The sequence below is a fragment of the Sphingomonas sp. Ag1 genome (genome assembly GCF_000980895.1).
Classification (GTDB): domain Bacteria; phylum Pseudomonadota; class Alphaproteobacteria; order Sphingomonadales; family Sphingomonadaceae; genus Sphingomonas; species Sphingomonas panaciterrae.
The window spans coordinates 217306-233761 of record NZ_LAZX01000094.1 but is presented as its reverse complement, the minus strand read 5'-3'; the positions used below and the strand labels follow the sequence as shown (position 1 = coordinate 233761).

The window sequence follows — 16456 nt, the reverse complement described above, 5'->3', positions numbered from 1 at the left end:
GCAATGGTCAGCCCGGCTGCGATGCCCCGGCTGCGGCGACCTCCGGCTCTTCGGAAACCTCCTGCCGTGCCGTATCGACCACGAAGCCGCGCTTCCACAGGACCCACAACAGCACCAGCCCCGGCACCGCAACGATCATCGTCACGATCCAGAATCCGACCCAGCCAAACGCCTCCGCGACATAGCCCGATGGCGTCGACAGCCACGTACGCCCGACCACCGCGAAGGAGGTCAGCAGCGCGAACTGGGTCGCGGTGTAGGCGACGTTGGCCAGACCCGACAGATAGGTAGCAAACACCGTCAGGCCGATGCCGCTCGTCACCTGTTCCGTTGCCACCGCGATGAACAGCCAGGTGGGCGAATGTCCCTTGGCGGCAAGGATCGCGAAGGTCGCGTTGGACAGCATCATCAGCACGCCCGATACGAACAGCGCCCGCCCCATGCCCAACCACGCCAGGAACGGCGCGCCGATGGCCGTGCCGATCAGCAATCCCCACAGCCCGACGACCTTGTTGATCGCCAGGAACTCCTTGTCCGAAAAGCCGAGCTCGACGATCATCGGGTTGAGCATGCCCTGCCCCATCGCATCGCCCAGCTTGTAGACCAGCACAAACATCAGGATCAGCAGCGCACCGCGCCGGCGGAAGAACTCGCGGAAGGGGCTGACCACCGTGTCGTTGAACCAGCCGCGCCCGCCGCGCTGTACCACCTGGTCATGCAACCCGCGGCCGATCCACAGCGCGGCCAGCGCGCCGGGCAGCACACACAGCGACGTCAGTCCGTAGCCGAGCGCCCAGCCAAGTCCCAGGCCCTCGCTGGAGGCGACGGCGATCGTGCCCACGCCGGCGATGAAATTGCCGGTGCGGTAACCGAACTGGTTCGCCGCCGTGCCGTGCGCCAGTTCGTCGTCCGGCAGGATCTCGATGCGATAGGCGTCGATGACGATATCCTGCGTCGCCGACAGGAACGCGGTGACGATGGCCCAGAAGGCGAAAGTGCCGATGTGCAGTTCGGGCTGGCTCGCGCCCAGCATCCAGACCGACGCGAAGAGCAATGCCTGAACCACGAACAGCCATGCCCGGCGCTGGCCGAACCATCCGGTCAGGATCGGCAGGCGGACGCGATCGATCAGCGGGGCCCAGAGGAATTTCAGCGTATAGGGGGTGGTCAGCCCGACGGCGAAACCAATCGTCTTCTTGTCGATCCCGACCTTCGCCAGCCAGAACGTCATCGTGCCCAGCAGCAGCGTCAGCGGAAAGCCGCTGGATATGCCCAGCAGGAAGGCAGCGGCCGGACGTGGTCGCAAATAGGGCTTCATTGCCGCGACAAAGCCGCGTCGCGCCACCGTCTCGGTCATCTACGCCTTACCTCCCGCCCCGCGTTGCCAGGCGGACTAGCCGATCAGCGCGCGCTCGTCATCCTGCCGGATCGGTGCGCGCGCCAGACGGTGCGTCAGGCGCGAAACGACGTGTCTGGCGGCTCGCGAGAGCTCCATGATCGGTGTTTCAGGAAGATCGAAAACAAAACGCCACCCCGGGATGGGGTGGCGCGAGTGACGGGGCTCGAACCCGCGACCTCCGGCGTGACAGGCCGGCGCTCTAACCAACTGAGCTACACCCGCTCTTATCTGCCCCGATCATCGCCCGATAAGCGATCCCGAGGCACTTACCCCATGGTGCCGAAAAACCGGCACACGAACGACAACGTCGTCGGAGTTCCCACTGATCTGCACCAACTCCGCAAGAGAGTGGCGCGAGTGACGGGGCTCGAACCCGCGACCTCCGGCGTGACAGGCCGGCGCTCTAACCAACTGAGCTACACCCGCTTGGATCAGCGTGGAGGCGCGCCACTATGCCACGGGCGCGGGACTGTCAACGACTGCGGCGTCACTTTTTTCGCTCGTCCGCACTCCGTTCTGCGGCTGGCGCACCAATGTACCATGTTCAAAGAGGAAGCCTGCGATGTCGGGCTTGCCCGCGCCCTTGAGGATCGTCTGGATGATGATCAGCAGCGGCACGGCCAGCAGCGCGCCGACAGTGCCCCACACCCATCCCCAGAAGCTCAGCGAGACGAGGATCAGCACCGGGTTGATGGTCAGGCGATGACCGACGACCAGCGGCGTGACGACGTTCGCCTCGATCAGGTGCAGGCCATACATGATCGCCGGCGCCGCCATCGCGGTGCCCACGTCGCGAAAGGTCATCAGGCCGCCAATGGCGACCAACAGGGCCGCGATCACTGGTCCGAAATAAGGGATGTAGTTGAACAGCGCGACGATGCCCCCCCACATCAACGGGAAGGGCATGCCGAGCAGATGAAGCGCGCCTGCCGTGATGAGGCCCAGCACGATGTTGATCGCGGTGATCGTGCCCAGATAGCTCGACACGTCGTCCACCACCTGCTGGATGACGCGCGCGGTCGCCATCGCGCCGCCAAAGCTTTCGCGGTTGGTGATCAGCCGCTGGCGGATTCGCGTCCAGCCCGACAGGAAAAAGAACGTCACCAGGACGGCATACAGCACCTGGATGATGACCGCTGGCGCCGAGGTCGCTGCCAGCTCCAGGATCGAGCTGGGCGGCGCCACGGCGGCCGTGGGCGATTGCCGCACATTGCTCGTTGCCAGCCGCTGCAGCGTCCGGTTCGCATAGCGCTCGAGGTTCGAATACAGGTCCAGCAGCGGCTCCAGATTCTTCTGGATGCGATCGATGCGCGTGGGCAGCATCTGGAAGAAGTCGATCGCCGGCACCACGATCGCCGCCAGCGCGATGTTCGCCGCGACCAGGAACACCAGCACGCAAAACAGCGCCGCGATCGGCGACGGCACGCGCCGCGCCTCGATCCATTCCAGCAGCGGGATCAGCGCCACCGACACGACCAACGCGACTGCGGTCGGCATGAAGAACTCTGCGCCCGCCTTCAGCGCAAAGGGCAACCCCACCACCAGCCCGAACCCTGCTGTCAGCGTCAACGCCGCCAGCAAGCGATCGCGCCTGAGGGCGACGCGCGGGTCCTCCGTCGCCGGCGCCGCGGGCGGCGCTGGCTGGTCCTGCACGATCGAGGGCGCCGGGAAACCGGAAACGGGATCAGCCATGACGATCGACTCTGGTAGGAAGCGAGACAATGCGCCGCGCTTGCCGGTGCCTCGCCATAACGGTCACCTGCGGCAATGACCATTGAGCACGATGGGGGTGAGCGCGTCGCCGCAAATTGTCCCGCGACACCCCACTAGTTCACCCAAGGGCCGTCCTCGAGGTAGAGATAATCCGGCTCGAACTCGCCCAGCCGCGCCAGCCGCGTCATGTCGAGTATCTGCACCCGCCCCCGCGCGACGACGGCCAAGCCCTCCTCGCGCAACCGTCGCACCACGCGATTGACGTGGACGCTGGTCAGCCCGACCGCCTCGCCCAGATCCTGCTGCGTCAATGGAAGGTCGAAGCTCTGGTCCTGGACCCGTCCGACCGCGGCAAGGCGGCAATAGGCCTCGCAGATGAAGTGCGCGAGCCGCCCGGCGGCGTCGAGGCGCCCGATGCGGAAGATCCACTCACGATGCGCCGCGGCGTCCAGCATCGTGCTGAACCACAAGAGGAAGCCGAGATGCGGCCGCTCCGCCATGATCGCGTCGATCCGCTCGTGGGGAACCAGCGCGACGGTCGCCTCGGTGATCGTCGCCACGTCATGGTCGATGCAGCGTGTCGGGTAGCCGTGCAGATCGACGAAATCGCCCGGCACCTGATAGGACAGCAGCTGGCGATATCCGTCGCGCGCATCCATGAAGCGGCACATATGCCCCTCGATCAGGAGCGTGCTGTACCGCATGCGCTCCCCGCGCCGCGAAACCACCTTGCGCGCCGGATACCGCTCCACGCGCTCCACCGCACTTTCCAGGGCAGCGAGTTCGTCGGCGCTCAATTCGTTGCGGCGCCGGCCACGCAGAAAATCCTTGGTGTGCACTGCATACCCCTTTGTTGCGAGGTCGCAACGCTTCAGGCGGCGACACGATCCTCAAAGTAGCTTTTCAGATCGCGCTTCAGGATTTTGCCATTGGCGTTGCGCGGCAGCATTTCGTTGCAGAAATGGATCGCCACCGGCACCTTGAACGCCGCCAGCCGCTCGCGCACCCATTGCTGCAGCTCCGCCTCGCTCGCCTGCATGCCGGGGGCGAGGTGAACGACGGCGGCCGGCTCTTCTCCGAGCGTACGATGCGGGATACCGATCAGCGCGCAATCGGTGACCGCCGGATGATCGTAAAGGACGTTCTCGACCTCGCTGGAATAGATATTCTCGCCGCCGCGGATCACCATGTCCTTGGCGCGATCAACGATGAAGCAGAACCCTTCCTCGTCCAGCCGCGCCAGGTCGCCGGTCCGGACCCAGCCATCGACGAAGGTCGCCGCCGTCGCTTCCGGCTTGTTCCAATATCCCTTCACGATCATCGGCCCCCGCGCCCACAATTCGCCGACCTCGCCCGGCGGCAGCTCACGCCCGTCCGCATCGGTTACCTTCAGGTCGGCGACCGCCACGGCAGGGCCGCAGCTTTCGGGGCGCTGCAAATAATCCTCACCCGAATGGGTCGTCACCGTCGCGGTCGTTTCGGTCATGCCCCAGCCGTTGCCGGGCGCCGACTTCAGCTCGCCGGCGATCTTGCGCACCAGCTCGGGCGCGGACGGCGCGCCGCCATAGCCGATCGTCTCCAGGCTGGAGAGGTCGTAGCGGTGCCGCTCGGGATGCTCGAGCAACTGCCAGGCGATGGTCGGGACGCCGCCGGTCGAATTCACCCTCTCGCGCTCGATGATCTCCATCGCGCGGATCGGCTCGAACTTGCGCATGTAGATGATCGTATGGCCGGCGGCCACCGCTCCCATCAGTCCGGATGACAGCGCAGTCGCGTGGAACAGCGGTATAACCGTCAACGCCACCTTGGGGGTCGGTTCTGGCAGCGGATCGCCGCGTCGCAGGACCGTGCGCGCCATCGCATAGCCGGTCGACAGAATGTTGGTCATGAAGTTGCGGTGCGTGCCCAGCGCGCCCTTGGGCTTCCCCGTCGTGCCGCTGGTGTAGAGGATGGTCGCCTCATCCTCGGGTACCAAGCCGGCATCGGGCAGATCACCCGCCGGCAGCGCCGCCCAGTCATGCGGCGTACCGATGATGTCCTCCAGCCGCTCGGCCCCCTCCAGCGGCTGGGCCGCGCGGCTGACCAGGATGCGCGTAACGCCGGGATAATCTGCGCGCAGGTCCGCCACACGTTCCCAGCGCTCGTCGTCGGCGATCAGCACCTTGGCGCCCGAGTCCGTCAGGCCATAGACCAGTTCCTCGCCCGTCCACCACGCGTTGAGCGGCACCGCTATCGCGCCCAGCACCGTGGTTGCGAAAAAGGCCACGATCCATTCGGGCAGGTTGCGCATTGCGATCGCCACCCGGTCGCCCTTGCGCACCCCGCCCGCCGCCAGATCGGCGGCCAGCGCGACGATGGCGCGGTGCTGCGCATCATAGCTGACGCACTCATCCTCGTAGATCGTTGCCAGCCGCTCGCCATGCCCGCGCGATACCGCCACCAGCGCGGCCATGTGGGGCGGCGCATTCTTCCACACCCGCGTCGGAATGCCGTGGATCGTGACGGTTTCCATCTCGAACTTCGCGCCCGGCGCGGTCAGCAACGCCTCTGCCTCTTTGATCGAGACGGCGGGCCAGGATGCGGCCAGAGGTTGCGTTGCCACGACAAATTTCTCCCACGGTAAAATTCGCTTCGGTATTGCGCGACGTTAGGATTGATTCCCGCCCTGCTCAAGCGATAGGGAGAGGAGAATTAGAAACAGGGGTATGGAGGGGCCATGAAGATCGCGTCACCCGAGAAGCATGGCTTCGACAGCCAGCGGCTGGGCATGATCGATACCTTCCTGAAGGAACGGTACCTCGATTCGGGTGAGTTCCCGAACACCCAGCTGCTCGTGTCGCGCGATGGCGAAATCGTGCATTTCTCGTCGCAGGGGGCAGCGCGAGAGGGTGGCGCGAAGCAGATCGACGAAGGCAGCCTGTTCCGTATTGCCTCGATGACGAAACCGATCACCTCGGTCGCGTTCATGATGCTGGTGGAGGAGTGCAAGGTCGCACTCGACACGCCGGTCCATCACGTCCTGCCCGAATTCAAGAAGCTGGGCGTCTATGCCGGTGGTGGCGCCGGTGTCCCCTTTATGACCCGCCCCACCGAAGAACCGATGCGGATGGTCGATCTGCTCCGGCACACCTCCGGTCTCACCTACGGCTTCCAGAACCGCTCCAACATCGATGCCGCGCATCGCGAGCTGAAGCTGGAGAATTGGCACGGCAATTACGATCTCGACGGCTTTGTTGCTGAACTCGGCAAGCTGCCGCTCGAATTCTCGCCCGGCACCAGCTGGAACTATTCCGTCTCCACCGACGTGCTCGGCGCGGTGGTGCAGCGCGTGTCGGGCATGTCGCTGCCGCAATTCTTCGAACAGCGCATCTTCAAGCCGCTGGGCATGAACGACACGGGCTTCACCGTTCCTTCGGAGAAACTCGACCGGCTGGTCGATTGCTACACGCTGGCGCCCGGCAAGGGCCGCGTCATGTTCGACCGTGCCGAGGAAAGCATGTGGTCGAAACCGTTCACGCTGGTGTCCGGCGGTGGCGGTCTGGTCTCGACCGCGCTCGATTACCAACGCTTCTGCCAGATGTGCCTCAACGGCGGCACGCTCGACGGGGTGCGCATCCTGGGTCGCAAGACGATCGACCTGATGACGCAGAACCATCTGCCCAATGGCGCGGACCTGTCGTCCATGTCGCGCTCGCTGTTCAGCGAGACGCAGAACGCCGGCACCGGCTTTGGCCTCGGCTTCGCAGTCACGATCGACACCGCGCGCTCGATGATGCCGGGCAGCGTCGGCGAATATTATTGGGGTGGCATGTTCTCCACCGCCTTCTTCATCGATCCGGTCGAGCGGCTGACCATGGTCTTCATGACCCAGCTGTCGCCCAGCATGATCTATCCCATCCGGCGCGAGCTCAAGACGATGATCTACTCGGCGCTCAAGTAACAAACCCTTCCGGCCGGTCCGCCGGCCGAACGACCATCCTGTTTTTGGAGACCAACGCACAATGACCTCGCCCGTCCGCTTCGAACGCCACGACGACGTTCTCGTCATCATCTCCGATTCGCCGCCCGTGAATGCGCTCGGCGCCGGTGTGCGCGACGGGCTGAAGGAGGGTGTCAGCCAGGGGATCAACGATCCCGCGGTCAAGGCGATGGTGATCCGCTGCGACGGCAAGACCTTCTTCGCCGGCGCCGACATCACCGAATTCGGCAAGCCGCCCAAGGGCGCGTCGCTCCACGAAGTCATCGACATGATGGATTCGAGCGAGAAGCCGATCGTCGCCGCGATCCACGGCACTGCGCTCGGCGGCGGCTGCGAAGTCGCGCTCGCCTGCCACTATCGCGTGGCCGTCCCCTCGGCGGTGATGGGCCTTCCTGAGGTGAAGCTCGGGCTGCTCCCCGGCGCGGGCGGCACGCAGCGCCTGCCGCGCATCGTCGGCGTGAAGGCCGCGCTTGAGATGGTCGCGATCGGCGATCCGATCCCGGCCAAGAATGCTGCCGAGGTCGGCCTGGTCGACCGCGTCGTCGGTGAGGACTCGCTGGAAGCGGACGCGATCGCCTTCGCCCGCGAGATCGCCGACAAGAAACCGATCCCGCGCGTCCGCGACAAGACGGTCGCCCCCGATCCCGAAGCGGTCGAGGAATTCAAGAAGAAGCACGGCCGCCGCATGCGCGGCTTCGATGCGCCGGCCGCCAACATCGCCTGCGTCGTCGCCGCCAGCGAGCTTCCCTTCGATGAGGGCATGAAGTTCGAGCGCGAACAGTTCATGAAGCTGATGACCGGCACCCAGTCCGCCGCCCAGCGCCACCTGTTCTTCGCCGAGCGTCAGGCCGCCAAGATCGACGACGTCGATCCCAAGACCCCGCTTCGCCCGATCAACAAGGTCGGCGTGATCGGCGCCGGCACGATGGGCGGCGGCATTTCGATGAACTTCCTGTCGGCCGGCATCCCGGTCACCATCGTCGAGATGCAGCAGGAAGCGCTCGACCGCGGCACCGGCGTGATGCGCAAGAATTACGAGGCGTCGGCTGCCAAGGGCCGGATCAAGCCCGATGCGCCCGAAAAGGCGATGGGGCTCCTAACCCCGACGCTGAAGCTCGAGGATCTCGCCGACTGCGATCTCATTATCGAGGCGGTGTATGAGAATATGGACGTCAAGAAGGAGCTGTTCACCAAGCTCGACGCCATCGCCAAGCCGGGCGCGATCCTCGCCACCAACACCAGCTACCTCAACGTCGACGAGATCGCCGCGGTGACGAAGCGTCCGGAAGACGTCGTCGGCATGCACTTCTTCTCGCCGGCCAACGTCATGCGCCTGCTCGAAGTGGTGCGCGGCGAAAAGACGGCGAAGGACGTGCTCGCCACCGTCATGGCGCTGGCCAAGAAAATCAAGAAGGTCGCCGTCGTCGCCGGCGTCTGCCACGGCTTCATCGGCAACCGCATGCTCAGCCCGCGTCAGATCGAGGCGAACAAGCTCCTCATGGAAGGCGCGACGCCGCAGCAGATCGACAAGGTCCATGTCGAATTCGGCATGCCGATGGGCCCGTTCCAGATGGCCGATCTCGCCGGCGTCGACATCGGCTGGCATCGCGATCCGAGCCGGATCGAAAGCATCCGCGACGCGCTCGCCGCCGAGGGTCGCTGGGGCCAGAAGAAGGGCGCCGGCTATTACGATTACGACGAGAAGCGTAACGCCACGCCCAGCCCGCGCGCGCTCGAGATCATCGAGGAGTTCCGCGCCAAGTCGAACCTGCCCAAGCGCGAGATCACCGATCAGGAGATCGTCGAGCGCACGCTCTACACGATGGTCAACGAAGGCGCGCTGATCCTCGAAGAGGGCAAGGCGCAGCGCGCGAGCGACGTGGATGTGGTCTGGATCATGGGCTATGGCTGGCCGGTCTATCGCGGCGGCCCGATGTTCTGGGCGCAGAATGAAGTCGGCCTGAAGAAGATCGTCGAAGGCCTTGAAAAGCATGGCTTCAAGGTCGCCGAGAGCCTCAAGACCGCAGCCGAGACGGGCGCTGCGCTGAAGTGACCGAAACGTGCCCCGCCCTGCCCGTCGCGCCGTGGTGCCGCCGCTCCCCTTCCGGGGTCGGCGTTGCCACGCGTGCCGGGCAGGCGGGCACAGGAGCACGGGCCGATGACTGAACGCACCGCTTTGCAAACCGCCGCCGCGGTCCGCTCCGGCGCCACCACGGCGCTGGCCGAAACCGAGGCGGCGATCGCCCGCATCGAGGAACGCGACGGCGCGCTCAACGCCGTCGTGGTGCGTGACTTCGATCGCGCCCGCGCCGCCGCGGCCGAGCTCGACGCGCGCATCGCGCAAGGCTTCGACGGCCCGCTCCTCGGCGTGCCGATGACGATCAAGGAAAGCTATGACGTCGCCGGCCTGCCGACGACCTTCGGCTTTGCCGAGCATCGCGATTTCACCGCCGCCGAAGACGCCGTCACCGTCCGCCGGCTGAAGGCGGCCGGCGCGATCATCCTGGGCAAGACCAACGTGCCCCCCGCCCTGTCGGATCTACAGTCCGACAATCCCGTTTATGGCCGCACCAACAATGCCGTGAACCCGGCTCGGGTCGCGGGTGGCTCCTCCGGCGGGTCGGCCGTCGCGCTCGCGGCGGGCATGGTCCCGCTCGAATTCGGCTCCGACATCGGCGGCTCGATCCGCGTGCCGGCCGCCTTCAACGGCGTGTGGGGCCACAAGACCACCTGGGGCGTCATCCCGACCGAGGGCCATTACATGCCCGGCACGGACGGCGCGCGCACCGTACTGTCGGTGCTCGGCCCGATGGCGCGCGATGCCGACGATCTCGAGACCGCGCTCGGCATCGTCGCCGATCACCCGCTCGCCCCTGCCCGCCGCCACGGTGACACATGGCGCTTCCTGCTCCTCCCCAACCATCCGATGGCAAAGGTGCAGTGGTCGATCGTCGACGCGCTCGAACGAGTGGCGGAGGCGCTGCGGGAAAGCGGCGCCACCGTCGACACCAGCAGCGACCTCCTCCCCGATCTCGAACGCCAGCACGCCGGCTATTGGCAGATGCTCAACATCGCCATGTCGCGCCGCGCCCCGCGTCCCGAGGGGCAGGCCGCGCCCGAGCTCGAACCCTGGCTCCACCTCCATGACGAACAGGCCCGCAACCAGCGCCAGTGGCGCCGCCTGTTCGAAAGCTATGATGCGGTGATCGCGCCCACCGTGGGCATGACGGCCTTCCCGCATGATCCGACGCCGCTCGCTACCCGCCGCCTCACGATCGACGGCGAGGACACGCAATTCTTCCACCAGTTCGTCTTCCCCGGCCTCGCCACATTCCCGATGCTGCCCGCCACCAGCGTGCCGATCGGCGAGGATGCGGACGGGCTGCCGATCGGCGTCCAGGTGATCGCGGACCTCTACGCCGACCGTACCGCCATCGCCGCGGCGCGCGACATCCACGATGCGGCGGGGGCCGCATAATGACCGTCGGCCGCATCCTCTTCACCAAGTTCGTCGTGCAGGATCTGCCGCGCGCGCTCGCCTTCTACGCGCAAGCGTTCGGCTTCACGGAGCGCAATCGCATCGCGCTTCCGGGGATGGAAGAGGTGCTGATCGGCCTCCCGGACGATCCCTTCACCCTCGTCCTCTATCATCACACCGACGGCCGCGCGCTGGTGCGCGGGGACAATCACGGGCCGCTCGGCCTGTCGACCCGCGACATCCAGGCCGCCTGGGATCGCGCGATCGCCGCCGGTGCCACTGCCGTTCGCCCGCCGGAGGATCTCCCCGGCATGCGCATCGCCTTCCTCGATGATCCGGAAGGCCACACCATCGAACTCATCCAATATCTGCGCGAGAAGACCCGCGAAGGAGCAAGCGAATGACCGATCTTGATCAGTTCCGCGCCGAGACGCGCGCGTGGCTCGAGGCGAATTGCCCGCCCGAGATGCGCGAGCCGATCCGCAGCGAGAAAGACAGCGTCTGGGGTGGCCGCGACCAAAGCGCCATGACCCCGGCGCAGAAGCAATGGATGGACGCCATGGGCGCCAAGGGCTGGACCGTGCCCGATTGGCCCAAGGAATATGGCGGCGGCGGCCTCTCGGCGGCCGAAACCAAGATCCTGCGCGAGGAAATGGCCCGCATCCGTGCGCGCAACCCGCTGTCCTCCTTCGGCATTTCGATGCTCGGGCCGGCGCTGCTGAAATACGGCACCGAGGAGCAGAAGAAGGAGCATCTGCCCAAGATCGCGCGCGGCGAGATCCGCTGGTGCCAGGGCTATTCGGAGCCGAACGCCGGGTCCGACCTCGCCAGCCTCGCCACCTCGGCGGAGGACAAGGGCGATCACTTCCTCATCAACGGCCAGAAGATCTGGACCAGCTACGCGAATTACGCGGACTGGATCTTCTGCCTCGTGCGCACCGACAAGACGAACAAGCACAAGGGCATCAGCTTCGTCCTGTTCGACATGCAGACGCCCGGCGTCTCGACCAAGCCGATCCTCTTGATCAGCGGCTATTCGCCCTTCTGCGAAACCTTCTTCGACAATGTGAAGGTGCCGAAGGAGAACCTCGTCGGAGAGCTCAACAAGGGCTGGGACGTCGCGAAATACCTGCTCGGCCATGAGCGTGAGATGATCTCGAACATGGGCCTCGGCGGCGGTGGCAGGAACCCGCTGATCGAGGGCGCGATCGCCACCATCGGCCTCGATCATGACGGTCGCCTCGCTGATCCGCTGCTGCGCGCCAAGATCGCCGAGTTCGAGGTCCGCTCCAAGGCGTTCGCCGCCCAGTCCGAACGCTTCATTGACGAGCTAAAGGCCGGTCGCGCGCACCCCGCCCAGCCGTCGATGATGAAATATTACGGCACGGAGCTGAACAAGGCGCGCCACGAACTGCTGATGGCCTCGGGCGGCTCGGACAATCTGGAATGGGAAAGCGAGCGGTCGCGCGGCGGTGCGCCGGCACGCGACTGGCTGCGCACCAAGGCGAACTCGATCGAGGGCGGCACCAGCGAGGTGCAGCTCAACATCATCTCGAAGCGCATCCTGGAGCTGCCGGGCGCGTGATCGGGTCGCCCTTCCCCTCGCGGGAAGGGCGCGCTCGCCAGACCATCTACGGGAAGCGGGTGGCGCGGCCACGGGCCTGCCGCCGCTTCCCACCTCCTCCGGCGCTCATGCGCGCCGGGGCGTAATAGGGACGAACGATGCCTCTTTTCCTGAACGAAGATCAGACCATGCTGCGCGACACCGCGCGCGATTTCGTGGCCGATTCCGCCCCCGTCAGCCACATGCGCAAGCTGCGCGACGACAATGACCAGACCGGCTTCTCGCGCGACTTGTGGAAGCAGTTCGCCGACATGGGCTTCACCGGCATCCTCATCGACGAGGCACAGGGCGGCCTTGGCCTCGGCCATGTCGAGGCGGGCGTCGTGCTCGAAGAAATCGGTCGCAACCTGTCGCCCTCGCCCTTCCTGCAGACCGCCGTCGCCGCGGTCGAGGCGATGAAGGGCACGCCGCACGCCGATCGCTGGTTCCCCGGCATCCTCGCCGGTGAGACCGTTGCCGCACTCGCGATCGACGAAGGCGCCAAGCACCGCTCCTCGGTTGCCATGAAGGCGGAGCGCGCCGGCAACGGCTTCAAGCTCACCGGCGCCAAGCAGTTCGTCCACCACGGCCATGTTGCTGACGTGGTGATCGTCGCCGCGCGCACCGCCGGCTCGGCCGATGATCAGGACGGCGTCACGCTGTTCGCCGTGCCCAAGGATGCCGCCGGCATGACCGCCAAGGCCGAGCGTCTGACCGACGCCAGCCTCGCCGCGCGGATCGAGTTCGACGGTGTCGAGGTCGATGCCGACGCCGTGATCGGCGAGGTTGACGCCGGCCGCACGCCGCTCGATCGCCTGCTGCGCGCGGGCCGTGCGGCTGCCGCTGCCGAAATGCTCGGTGTCGGCGCTGGCGCGATGGACATGACGGTGAACTACCTCAAGGAGCGCAAGCAGTTCGGCGTGCTGATCGGCAGCTTCCAGGCGCTGCAGCACCGCGCATCGCATCTCTACAGCGAGATGGAAGTGGCCCGCGCCGCCGTGCTGAAGGCACAGCAGCTGCTCGACGCCGGTGATGAGAAGGCGGACGCTGCCGTCTCGGTCGCCAAGGCGATGACCGGCCTCGCCACGATGCTCAGCGTGCAGGAGGGCATTCAGATGCACGGCGGCATCGGCATGACCGATGAATATGACATCGGCTTCTACATGAAGCGCCAGCGCGTCCTGGCCGAACTGTTCGGCGACGCGAACTTCCACGCCGATCGCCTCGCGCGCGCGGCCGGCTATTGACGCTTTTCCCCTCCTTCCAGCAGGAGGGAGGGGAACGACATCCGGGGGGCAAGGCAATCGGCGACGCATGGTGGCACTTCCACGTGGCGCGACCGTCCTTGGCCCTGTCGTTTCAGGCCCAGGGATTGGAATAGATGAGCGACACCTCCGACAGCACGCCTCCCCCTACCGATACCCGGCCCACTCCTACGCCTGAATCGCTCGCCGCCGATCTCGTCGACCTGCTCGACGTCGAGGAGATCGATACCGATCTCTACCGTGGCCGCCGGTCCAAGGGCGGCGTGGGCCGCGTCTTCGGTGGTCAGGTAATAGCGCAGGCGCTCCAGGCCGCGCAGCGCTCGACCGATGCGCCCAAGATCGCCCATTCGCTCCACGCCTATTTCATGCGGCCGGGCGACGAAAATTTCCCTATCGTCTACCGCGTCGTGCGCGACTTCGAAGGTCGCAGCTTCGCCACCCGTCGCGTCATCGCGATGCAGCGTGGCGCCCCGATCCTCAACCTTGCCTGCTCGCTTCAGGTGCCGGAGGAAGGCTTCCATCATCAGGATGCGATGCCCGACGTGCCGCCGCCGGAATCGTTGCCGACCGAGGCGGAGCTTCGCGCCCGCGACGCCGTGCACCTCCCCGAAAAGCAGCGGCGCATGGTCACCCGCCCGCGCCCGATCGAGATGCGGCCGGTGTTTCCGCGCAAATGGTTCAATCCCACCCCCAGCGAACCGATCCAGCACAGTTGGTTCCGGGTCATCGCGCCAATCGGGGATGATCCCGCGATGCACCGAGCGGTGCTGTCCTATGCGTCGGATATGGCGCTGCTCGGCACCTGCATGCTGCCGCACGGCGTCAACTGGACGACCCCCGGGTTCCAGAGCGCCAGTCTCGATCACTCGATCTGGCTGCACGAGGATTTTCGCGCCGACGAATGGCTGCTCTACGCCACCGACAGCCCCTGGGCTGGCCACGCGCGCGGCATGAACCGCGGGCAGGTCTTCACCCAGGATGGCCGCCTCGTCGCAACGGTGGCGCAGGAAGGGCTGATCCGCCAGCGCACGCCCCGCGCCGAATAGCGGCCGATGGCCGCTTCCTGCTTCTGCTCCCGCCCGCATGCTGGTTGAGGGGCACACCCTCCTGTCCTCCAGGATCCATCCATGACCATCGATCGCCGCGATTTTCTCACCGGCACCGCCGCGCTTGCCGCGAGCACCGCCCTCGTCCCCCCGGCGCTCGCGCAGGCCCCGGAGGCGGGCGCTGACGCGGCCGCCCTCGCGCTGCTCGATCAGCAGGCCGACGCACTTCTCACCGCCTATCCCGACGGCGCGGCGTATCTCGGGCTCGACCAGGGCAAGCGGCTGGCGCTGAAGGCCAGGCTCACTGATCGCAGCGCCGATGCGGAAGCCGCGCGCCGCAGCGACGCCGCACAGCGGCTCGCCCGCCTGCAGCGGATCGATCGCAGCGCCCTGACGCCGGCCGTCGCAACCCATGTCGAAACCGTGATCGCGGCGCATGAGATCGCGCTCGACGGCTGGCAGCGGATGCCAGTCGGCGACATGGCCTTTCTGTCGAACAACAACTATCGTTCGACTCCCTATGTGGTGACTCAGGGCAATGGCGCGTTCGTCGACACGCCGGATTTGCTCGAGAACAAGCATCAGGTCGCAAGTCGCACGGATGCCGAGGCATACCTTGCGCGGCTGGAGGCCTATGCCGGTCAGCTCGAGGCCGAAACGCGCCGGATACAGGCCGATGCGGGCCAGAACGTTCTGCTGCCGGCCCCCTTCAACGACATTACGGCCGCGCAATTGCGCGCCGGCGCCGCGCAGCCTGCGGCCGAACAGGGGATGATCCGCACCTTCGCCGACAAGGTCGCCAAGGCGGGCCTGACCGGCGACTGGACCACCCGCGCCACCGCCATCGTCGACCGCCGGATCGCGCCCGCCCTCGTACAGCAGGCCGACACGCTGGCTTCCCTGCGTGCGCGCGCACCGGAGGATGGCGGCATGTGGCGGATGCCCGACGCGGAGGATCGCTACGCATGGCTCGCCGAGGCCGCCACTACGACGAAGCGCACGCCGGACGAGATCCATGAATCCGGCCTAGAGCAGTGCCGCGCCTACGCTGCCGAGCTGGACCCGTTGCTCCGCGCACAGGGGCTAACCCAGGGCACCCCCGGGGAGCGGCTCGCCGCGCTCGGCAACCGCCCGGACCTCCGGTTCGCGAACAACGACGCGGGCCGTGCCGAGCTTCTCGCCTATCTCAACACTGTCGTCGACCGCCTCCGCCCGCGTCTGCCGCAGGCCTTCGGCAAGCTCGTCCGCGGCAATCTGATCATCAAGCGGGTGCCACCGGCGATCGAGAATGGCGCGCCCAACGGCTACGCCGGCCCCGGCGCGCTGGATGGCTCGACGCCCGGCATCTACTACATCAACCTGCGCGATACCGCGAATTGGCCGCGCTTCGAACTTGCCACGCTCACCTTCCACGAAGGCATCCCGGGGCACATCTGGCAGGGCGAATATACCTTCGACCTGCCGCTGATCCGAACGCTGCTCGCCTTCAACGCCTATTCCGAAGGCTGGGGCCTGTATGCGGAGCAGATCGGGGCGGAGCTTGGCTATTATGACGACGATCCCCTCGGTCGGATCGGCTATCTGCAGTCGATGAACTTCCGTGCCGCGCGCCTGGTGGTCGACACCGGCCTGCATCACAAACGCTGGTCAGTCGATCAGGCGGTACGCTGGCTGATGGCGGCGACCGGCTATACCGAGAGCCGGGCGCGGTCAGAGATCAACCGTTATTGCGTGTGGCCGGGTCAGGCGCTGGGCTACAAGACCGGCCACAATGAAATCAACCGCCTGCGCGACGCCGCGAGGCAGAAGCTCGGCTCGCGCTTCGACGTACGTGGCTTCAACGATGCGGTGATTCAGGCCGGCGGGATGCCGCTCGGCGTACTCGGCAAAGTGGTCGACCGCTGGTGTGAGACCATACCGGCCTGATCGATCAGCAGTTTGCCGGTCCGCAGCGTCTCCGGAGACGTAGGTCA

General features: G+C 66.3%; 12 protein-coding genes and 2 tRNA genes. 8 read left to right on the top strand and 6 right to left on the bottom strand.

All coding sequences use genetic code 11. The annotated features are described in order from the left end of the window. Window positions 1–7: 7 nt before the first annotated feature. From XM50_RS13895 to XM50_RS13870, 6 genes are all read right to left on the bottom strand, one after another. Window positions 8–1357 carry an AmpG family muropeptide MFS transporter gene (locus XM50_RS13895; protein ID WP_046410330.1) on the bottom strand — a complete coding sequence of 450 codons (1350 nt, stop codon included), beginning with the start codon at window positions 1355–1357 and terminating at the stop codon, window positions 8–10. Window positions 1358–1544: 187 nt separating this feature from the next. After that, a tRNA-Asp gene (locus XM50_RS13890) sits at window positions 1545–1621 on the bottom strand. A 127-nt stretch (window positions 1622–1748) separates the two neighbouring features. Further along, window positions 1749–1825, bottom strand: a tRNA-Asp gene (locus tag XM50_RS13885). 24 nt (window positions 1826–1849) lie between these two features. Beyond that, window positions 1850–3091 (bottom strand): AI-2E family transporter, encoded by a 1242-nt coding sequence (locus XM50_RS13880; protein ID WP_082103077.1) that lies wholly within the window; start codon window positions 3089–3091, stop codon window positions 1850–1852. A 134-nt stretch (window positions 3092–3225) separates the two neighbouring features. Then, a complete protein-coding gene (locus tag XM50_RS13875; RefSeq protein ID WP_046410329.1) occupies window positions 3226–3951 on the bottom strand; it encodes a Crp/Fnr family transcriptional regulator in 726 nt (241 codons plus the stop codon). Window positions 3952–3983: 32 nt separating this feature from the next. Continuing rightward, on the bottom strand, window positions 3984–5714 hold the full coding sequence (locus XM50_RS13870) for a class I adenylate-forming enzyme family protein (protein ID WP_231621984.1): 1731 nt from the start codon (window positions 5712–5714) through the stop codon (window positions 3984–3986). Window positions 5715–5828: 114 nt separating this feature from the next. Here XM50_RS13870 and XM50_RS13865 point away from each other — a divergent pair, with 114 nt between their 5' ends. The 8 genes from XM50_RS13865 to XM50_RS13830 all read left to right on the top strand — a co-directional run bounded on the left by XM50_RS13865 (window position 5829) and on the right by XM50_RS13830 (window position 16409). Beyond that, window positions 5829–7052 (top strand): serine hydrolase domain-containing protein, encoded by a 1224-nt coding sequence (locus tag XM50_RS13865; RefSeq protein WP_046410326.1) that lies wholly within the window; start codon window positions 5829–5831, stop codon window positions 7050–7052. A gap of 61 nt (window positions 7053–7113) precedes the next feature. Next, window positions 7114–9144 (top strand): 3-hydroxyacyl-CoA dehydrogenase NAD-binding domain-containing protein, encoded by a 2031-nt coding sequence (locus tag XM50_RS13860; RefSeq protein WP_046410325.1) that lies wholly within the window; start codon window positions 7114–7116, stop codon window positions 9142–9144. Window positions 9145–9249: 105 nt separating this feature from the next. Beyond that, entirely contained in the window at window positions 9250–10569 is a 1320-nt protein-coding gene (locus tag XM50_RS13855; protein ID WP_046411682.1) for an amidase family protein, read from the top strand. After that, window positions 10569–10973 (top strand): VOC family protein, encoded by a 405-nt coding sequence (locus XM50_RS19230; protein ID WP_052742579.1) that lies wholly within the window; start codon window positions 10569–10571, stop codon window positions 10971–10973. Before XM50_RS13855 ends, XM50_RS19230 begins: the two co-directional genes overlap by 1 nt. Continuing rightward, the gene (locus XM50_RS13845) at window positions 10970–12154 is read left to right on the top strand and encodes an acyl-CoA dehydrogenase family protein (RefSeq protein WP_046410324.1); all 1185 of its coding nucleotides are present in this window, start codon (window positions 10970–10972) and stop codon (window positions 12152–12154) included. Before XM50_RS19230 ends, XM50_RS13845 begins: the two co-directional genes overlap by 4 nt. Window positions 12155–12291: 137 nt before the next feature. Next, window positions 12292–13419: an acyl-CoA dehydrogenase family protein gene (locus XM50_RS13840; RefSeq protein ID WP_046410323.1), complete on the top strand. Its 1128-nt coding sequence runs from the start codon at window positions 12292–12294 to the stop codon at window positions 13417–13419. Between the two features lie 134 nt (window positions 13420–13553). Next, window positions 13554–14483 carry an acyl-CoA thioesterase gene (locus tag XM50_RS13835; protein ID WP_046410322.1) on the top strand — a complete coding sequence of 310 codons (930 nt, stop codon included), beginning with the start codon at window positions 13554–13556 and terminating at the stop codon, window positions 14481–14483. Between the two features lie 81 nt (window positions 14484–14564). After that, window positions 14565–16409, top strand: coding sequence for a DUF885 domain-containing protein (locus tag XM50_RS13830; RefSeq protein ID WP_046410321.1), 1845 nt, complete (start codon window positions 14565–14567; stop codon window positions 16407–16409). The last annotated feature ends 47 nt before the right edge of the window (window positions 16410–16456 follow it).